Origin of the sequence: Pseudomonas sp. PA15(2017), assembly GCF_001945395.1 — a bacterium.
Taxonomy (GTDB): Bacteria; Pseudomonadota; Gammaproteobacteria; order Pseudomonadales; family Pseudomonadaceae; genus Aquipseudomonas.
Genome location: NZ_MSXV01000051.1, coordinates 45,106 through 51,896, shown reverse-complemented (window position 1 = coordinate 51,896; position 6,791 = coordinate 45,106). Strand labels below are relative to the sequence as shown.

General features: G+C 66.1%; 1 pseudogene. It reads right to left on the bottom strand.

From position 1 onward, the window contains the following. Positions 1-6,791: pseudogene (locus tag BVH03_RS26015) on the bottom strand (heme utilization protein); the annotation flags it as partial.

The window sequence follows — 6,791 nt, the reverse complement described above, 5'->3', positions numbered from 1 at the left end:
GTAGGTCTAGGGTGCCGTCGCTGGCGATCAGGCCGTGGTTGGTCCAGTTGCCGCCGGTGCCGATCAGCGACTGGCTGGCCAGCAGTTGGCCGCTGGCGGTCTGGGTGAAGGTGCCGATGTCCAGAATCAGTCGCCCGGCCTGCAAGGTGCTGCTGTTGGTCCAGTCGGCGGCCCTCAGGCTAAGTTCGCCTTGGGTAACGATGCTCCCGCCCGCGGCGCTGACCTGCGGCAGGGCAATGGAGAATGCACCCGCGCCCGCGTGCAAGAGGGTACCGCCCTGGTTGGCCAGCGCGCCCAACTGCAGGTCGAGGTGAGCGTTGGCCGTTTCCAGGGTGCCGTTGCGGTTGTCGAGCAGGCCACCAAGGGCGAAGAAGGTGCTGCCATCGGTGCCCAGGGCTCGCAACTGGCCACCCTGGTTGTCCAGGCTGGCACCTGTGACACGCAGTACGTCTCGGCTTTCTATCAGGCCCTGGCGGTTGTCCAGTGCCGCCCCGGCGGTGTGCTGCAGGTCGATGCCGGCGGCGCCGATTTTGCCGCCCAGGTTACTCAGCGCGCCGCCGTGCAGCAGCAAGCTGCCGCGGGCATGCAGAACGCCCTCCCGGTTGTCGAAGGTCGCTGCCTGCAAGGTGGCATCGCCGCCCACGGCGTGGATGCGGCCGCTGGCGTTGAACAGGCTGCCAGCGGCTTGCAAATCCAGGTGCGTGCCCTGTATGAGCCCGCCCTGGTCAAGGCTGCCATTGTGCAGCCAGCCGCCCAGGCGGGTGCGCACCCAACCCTCAAGGCTGGCGACGGTTCCCTGGCGGTTGTCGAGGTTGAGGGCTTCGAGGACGAGGTTGCCACTAAGGCTTTGCAGGGTGCCGCCTTGGTTGAGCAGGTCGCCGTGGCTGCTGACGTTCAGGTGGCTGTGCCCCTGAATGGCGCCGGCCTGGTTGTTCAAGCTGCCGGTGGCCAGGTCGACGCTCGCATCGCGGCTGTAGATCAGGCCATCGGCGCTGTTATCGATGGCCTGCGTGGCCTGAAGGCTGAGTTGTGCGTTGGCCGCCAGAGTGCCGCCGGCACTGTTGTCGAACGTCGTCGTTTGCAGGTTGGCGCGGGTCTGGCTGGCCAGGGTGCCGCTGCGGTTGTCCACTGCGGCGGAGTGGACGAGCATATCGCCCGCGCTGGCCAGTTGGCCGGCGACGTTGTGCAAGTTGCCGCGCAGGTGCAGGTTGGCGGCGCCGACGGCGCTGATGCGTCCTGCAGCGTTGTCCAGGCTATCGGCTTCGAGGACCAGATCCTGCTGGGCGAGCAGCGATCCGCTGCCGTTGAGCAATGCGCCACTGCCAACCACCAAGGCTTGGCCTGCATCGATCTGCCCGCCGCTATTGTCCAGTGTGTGGGTGATGACAAGGCGCTGTTCGCCACCACTCGACAAGACGCCACGCTCGCGGTTGTCGAGGTTGGCGGCACGGGTATCGAGCCGTCCGCTGGCCACCAGGGCGCCCTCGCCGCTATTGAGCAGCGAGCCGCTGAGCTGCAGGTCGAGGTCACCCTCACGGCTCGAGAGAGTACCTGCTTGGCGATTGTCCAGGCTAACGCCCGCCAGGCTCAGGCCTTGCCAGCCGGAAAGCAGGCCAGCGCGGTTGTCGGTACTGCCCAGGGCCAGGCGTAACCAGTGCCGGGCAATCAATCGGCCGCCCTGGTTGTCCAGGCTGCTGGCGGCCAGATGCAGCACGCCCAGGCTGGAGAGTTCGCCGCTGCGGTTGTCCAGTGCGCCGAGGTTGTCCAGGGTGAGCGGGCCATTGCTGGCGATCAGGCCAGCGTAGTTGTCCAGGTTGCCGCCCGCCAGATCGACCTGTATCGCCCCCTCGCTGACGAGTCGGCCCCGGCGCTGAGTCAGGCTTTCGAGGCTCAGTGTGATATCGCCCTTGGCCGAGACTTCACCTCCCTCGCTGGCGTCCAACGCGGCAGCTGCCAGGGTCAGATCGCCCTGGGCATTGACGACACCGGCGGAGCGGTTGTCCACCTCCTGCTCGACATGCGCCTGCAAAGCCCCCTCAGCGAGCAGGTAGCCGCCGCGATTGTCAAGCCGACCGCCGGTCAGCAGCAACGCCTGGCCGGCCTGCAGAAGGCCATTACCGCTGTTATCGAGCACGCCACTGACGCCAAGGTCGAGATCGCGTTGCGCCGAGACCTTGCCCTCGGCATTGGCCAGGCTGGCACTGCGCAGGTGCACTTGCTGGGCACTGATCAGGCCACGAAGGTTGGACAGCGCTGCTTGCACGCGCAGGTGCAGTTGCTGATTGGACAGCAACCGCCCGCCCTCATTGTCCAGGCGTGCGGCTGCCAGGGTGAAGCTCTGGGCACTGGAGATTTCCCCGCCGCGGTTGCTCACCGCGCCAAGGTTGTCCAGACGCAGTTCGTTGGGTGCATGCACAAGGCCTGCGTCGTTGTCCAGTACACCACCCTGCAGGTCGAGGGTGAGGCGGCTCTGGCTGAACAGCTCGCCTCCGGCTTGGCTCAGGCCCTTGGCAGTCAGCAGCAGCGGCCCAGCGGCGGCGATGCGACCACCGACGTTACCGACCTGCTGCGCGCCAAGATTCAGGCCAGCGCTACTGATCAGGCGCCCCTGGTTGTTCTCGAGGTCGCCGGTGGTGAGTTCGAGCGGGCCGCTGGCCGATATCTGCCCACCGCTGTTGTCCAGGCCTGTGCTGCGCATTAGCAGGCCGGCCTCCGTCACCACGCGTGCGTCCTGGTTGAGCCACAGGCCATGCGAGCGGACATCCAGCGTGCCCGCACTGGACAGCTTGCCGTTGCGGTTGTCGACGCTGTTGGCCACCAGCGTCAGGGTGCCTTCACTGACCAGCAGGCCGCTGTCATTGAGCAGCCGACCATCGGCATCGGCGGCGCCCACTACGCTGCCAAGCGCTACATTCAGGGCCTGGTCACTGGCCAGGGTGCCGCCACGGTTGTCCAGCAAGCCCGCCTCGGTGTGCTGGCTGATGCGCCCCAGCAGTAGACCTCGGTCACGGTTCAGAAGGCGTTCGGCAACCACACTCAGGTGCGCCGCCAGCAGTCGACCACCATCGCTGTTGTCCAGGTACTGGCCGTTGCTGGTCAGGTGCGTGCCAGCCGATATCTCACCTTCGCGGTTGTCCACGACATCTACGGCCAGCTGGGCTGCGTGGTTGGCGGCGATCAGCCCCTGGCGGTTGTCCAGGCTGGTGCCGCGCACGGCTAGATTGCCCTCGGCAAGCAGTTTGCCGCCAACCTGGTTGAGCCGACCGATTTGTGCATCGATATCGCCACGACTGGCCACTTGCCCAGCGCTGTTGTCCAGTTGCGCCGCCTGCAAATCGAGGCGACCTTCGGCGACCAGGGCTCCTCCCTGGTTGGCCAGCGCGCCGCTGAGCCTCGCCTCCAGCGTGTCGCGGCTACGCAGCAGGCCGTCATCGCGGTTGTCCAGAGCCGCTGCGGTAAGCGCTAGCTGGTGGGCGGCCAGGCTGCCGCCCCGATTATCGAGTTGCCCGTCGAGTGTCACGCTCAGGCGCTGCTCGGTGAGCAATTTGCCGCGAGTATTGTCCAGGCTGCTGGCCGACAGGGCGAAGCTCTGGTGACTGGAAATCTCCCCGCCCTGGTTGCTTACCGCCCCGAGGCCGTGCAGCAGCAAGGTACCGGGTGCATTGATGAATCCGTCGTCGTTGCTCAAGGCGCCGCCCTGGAGGTCGACAGTCAGGCGGTCTCGGCTAAACAGTTCGCCACCTTGCTGGGCCAGCCCCGTGGCCTTTAGCGACAGCGCACCAGCGGCAGCGATGCGCCCACCAGTATTGTCGACCTGTGCGGCGTCGACAGTGAGCGCAGCGCTGCTGGTCAGGCGGCCGTGTGCGTTATCGAGGCCACCGGTCACCAGGTCGAACGCACCCGCAGCACTCAGGTGACCATCACGGTTGTCCAGACCGGCGCTGCGCAGCAGGAGCCCGGCGTCGGTGCGCATGCGCCCTGCCTGGTTGAGCAACTGGCCATGGCTGACGACGGCAATGGCCGCAGCGCTGGACAGGTCGCCTGAGCGGTTGTCGATGTGCTCGGCCGTGAGGTCCAGCCGACCTTCGCTGCTCAGCAACCCGGAATGGTTGATCAGCCCGCCGTCGCGCTCGGTGTCGTCGGCTGCAGCGGCCAGTTGGACATCGAGCCAGGTGTCGCTGGTCAGGGTGCCACTCGTATTGTCCAGGTGGCTGCCGCGCAAGCGGTTGCTGTCCCAACCATAGACCAGACCCTTGTCACGATTGAGCAGGCGCTCAGCGGTCACGTCCAGGTGCGCGGCGAGCAGTTGGCCGCCGCTGTTGTCCAGTTGCTCGACGCGCAGCGTGGCCTGGTTCTGGCTGGACAGCTCGCCGCCGCGGTTATCCATCTGCGCGGCGGTGATCTCGAGGTCACCATTGGCGGCGATCAACCCCTCGCGGTTATCCAGGCTGGTACCTTGCAGGCGCAAGGCAGCCTCGGCGACCAGTTCGCCGCCAACCTGGCTGAGGCTGTCGGTGTGGGCCAGCAGATCACCCCGGCTGGCAATGCGGCCATCGGTATTTTCCAGGCGCAGGGCCGCCAGATCCAGACCATTGGCGCTGATCAGCCCGGCCAAGTTGCCAAGCACGCCTTGCACGCGAACCGCGAGGTTCTGCTGGGACAGCAGCTTGCCCTGCGCGTTGTCCAGGGCGTTGGCCGCCAGGGTGAAACCCTGTTGGCTGGAAATCTCCCCGCTGCGGTTGCTGACTGCACCCAGGTTGGTGAGCAGCAACGCACCGGGGGTGTTGAGCAAGCCGCCGTCGTTGTTCAACGCGCCACCTTGCAGATCGAGGTTGAGGCTGTCCTGACCGAACAACTCGCCGTTGTGCTGCTGCAGTCCGCTGGCACGCAGCGCAAGTGGGCCGCTGGCAGCAATCCGCCCGGACGTATTGTCGATGTGACCTGCGACCAGGCCCAGGCGATCCAGGCCGACAATCCGCCCTGTGTGGTTGTCCAGATCGTCCGTGGCCAGGCTCAGCGCACCCTGCCCTTCGATACGGCCCTGCCGGTTGTTCAGGGCTCCAGACACGATGGCCAGTCGGCCGTCACTGGAAAGCGTGCCACCGGTATTGAGCAGTTGTCCGTCAGCCACGGGCACGCCCGCCAGCGCGGTCACGTCCAGATCGAGCACATGGTCGCTACTGATAATACCCGCTGCGTTATCGAGGTGGCGGGTGCGCAAGCGATTGCTGTCCCAGCCATAGACCAGGCCGTTATCACGATTGAGCAGGCGCCCAGCGGTCACGTCCAGGTGCGCGGCGAGCAGTTGGCCGCCGCTGTTGTCCAGTTGCTCGGCGCGCAGCGTGGCCTGGTTCTGGCTGGACAGCTCGCCGCCGCGGTTATCCATCTGCGCGGCGGTGATCTCGAGATCACCATTGGCGGCGATCAACCCCTCGCGGTTATCCAGGCTGGTACCTTGCAGGCGCAAGGCAGCCTCGGCGACCAGTTCGCCGCCAACCTGGCTGAGGCTGTCGGTGTGGGCCAGCAGATCACCCCGGCTGGCGATGCGGCCATCGGCGTTTTCCAGGCGCAGGGCCGCCAGGTCCAGGCCATTGGCGCTGATCAGCCCGGCCAGGTTGGCGAGCACGCCTTGCACGCGAACCGCCAGGCTCTGCCTGGACAGCAGCTTGCCCTGCGCGTTGTCCAGGCTGTTGGCCGCCAGGGTGAAACCCTGTTGGCTGGAAATCTCTCCGCTGCGGTTGCTCACCGTGCCCAGATTGGCGAGCAGCAACGCGCCGGGGGCATTGAGCAGGCCGCCATCGTTATTCAATGCGCCGCCTTGCAGGTCGAGGCTCAACTCACCCTGACTGAACAACTTGCCACTCTGCTGCTGCAAGCCACGGGCACTGAGATGCAGGCCAGAGCCGGCGGCTATGTTGCCGGAGCGGTTGTCGATCAGGCCGGCCGTCAGGTCGAGACGCTCGGCGGCGATCAGGCGCCCGCCATCGTTGTCGAGGTCGGCACTGTCGATGCTCAGTCCGGCAGCCGACTGAATGCGCCCGTCCCGGTTGCTCAGCCCCGCACTGCGCAGCGAAACATCGGCATCGCCCAGAATAGAGCCGCCCTGATTGGTGAGCGCTGCGCGGGTGTCCAGTTGTAGCAGAGCAGTGCTGGAAATCCGCCCCGTGTCGTTATCCAGGGTTTCGGCACGCAACGTCAGGTTGCCGTCGCTGCCAATCAGACCCGCACCATTGAGCAATGCCCCGTCACGCCTGCTATCGCCAGCTTGGCTGATGAGCAGGATGTCGAGCAGCCTGTCACTGTGCAGTGTGCCCGACCGGTTATCCAGGTGGCTGCCGCGCAGGCGGTTGCTGTCCCAGCCATAGACCAGGCCGTTATCACGGTTGAGCAGGCGCTCGGCGGTCACATCCAGGTGTGCGGCCAGCAGTTGGCCGTCGCTGTTGTCCAGTTGCTCGACGCGCAACGTGGCCTGTTTCTGGCTGGACAGCTCGCCGCCGCGGTTATCCAGCTGCGCTGCGGTGAGCTCGAGGTCACCATTGGCGGCGATCAACCCCTCGCGGTTATCCAGGCTGGCACCTTGCAAGCGCAAGACGGCCTCGGCGACCAGTTCGCCGCCAACCTGGCTCAGGCTGTCGGTGTGGGCCAGCAGATCACCTCGGCTTGCGATGCGGCCATCGGTGTTTTCCAGACGCAGGGCTGCCAGGTCCAGACCATTGGCGCTGATCAGCCCGGCCAGGTTGCCGAGCACGCCTTGCACGCGAACCGCAAGATTCTGCTGGGACAGCAACTTA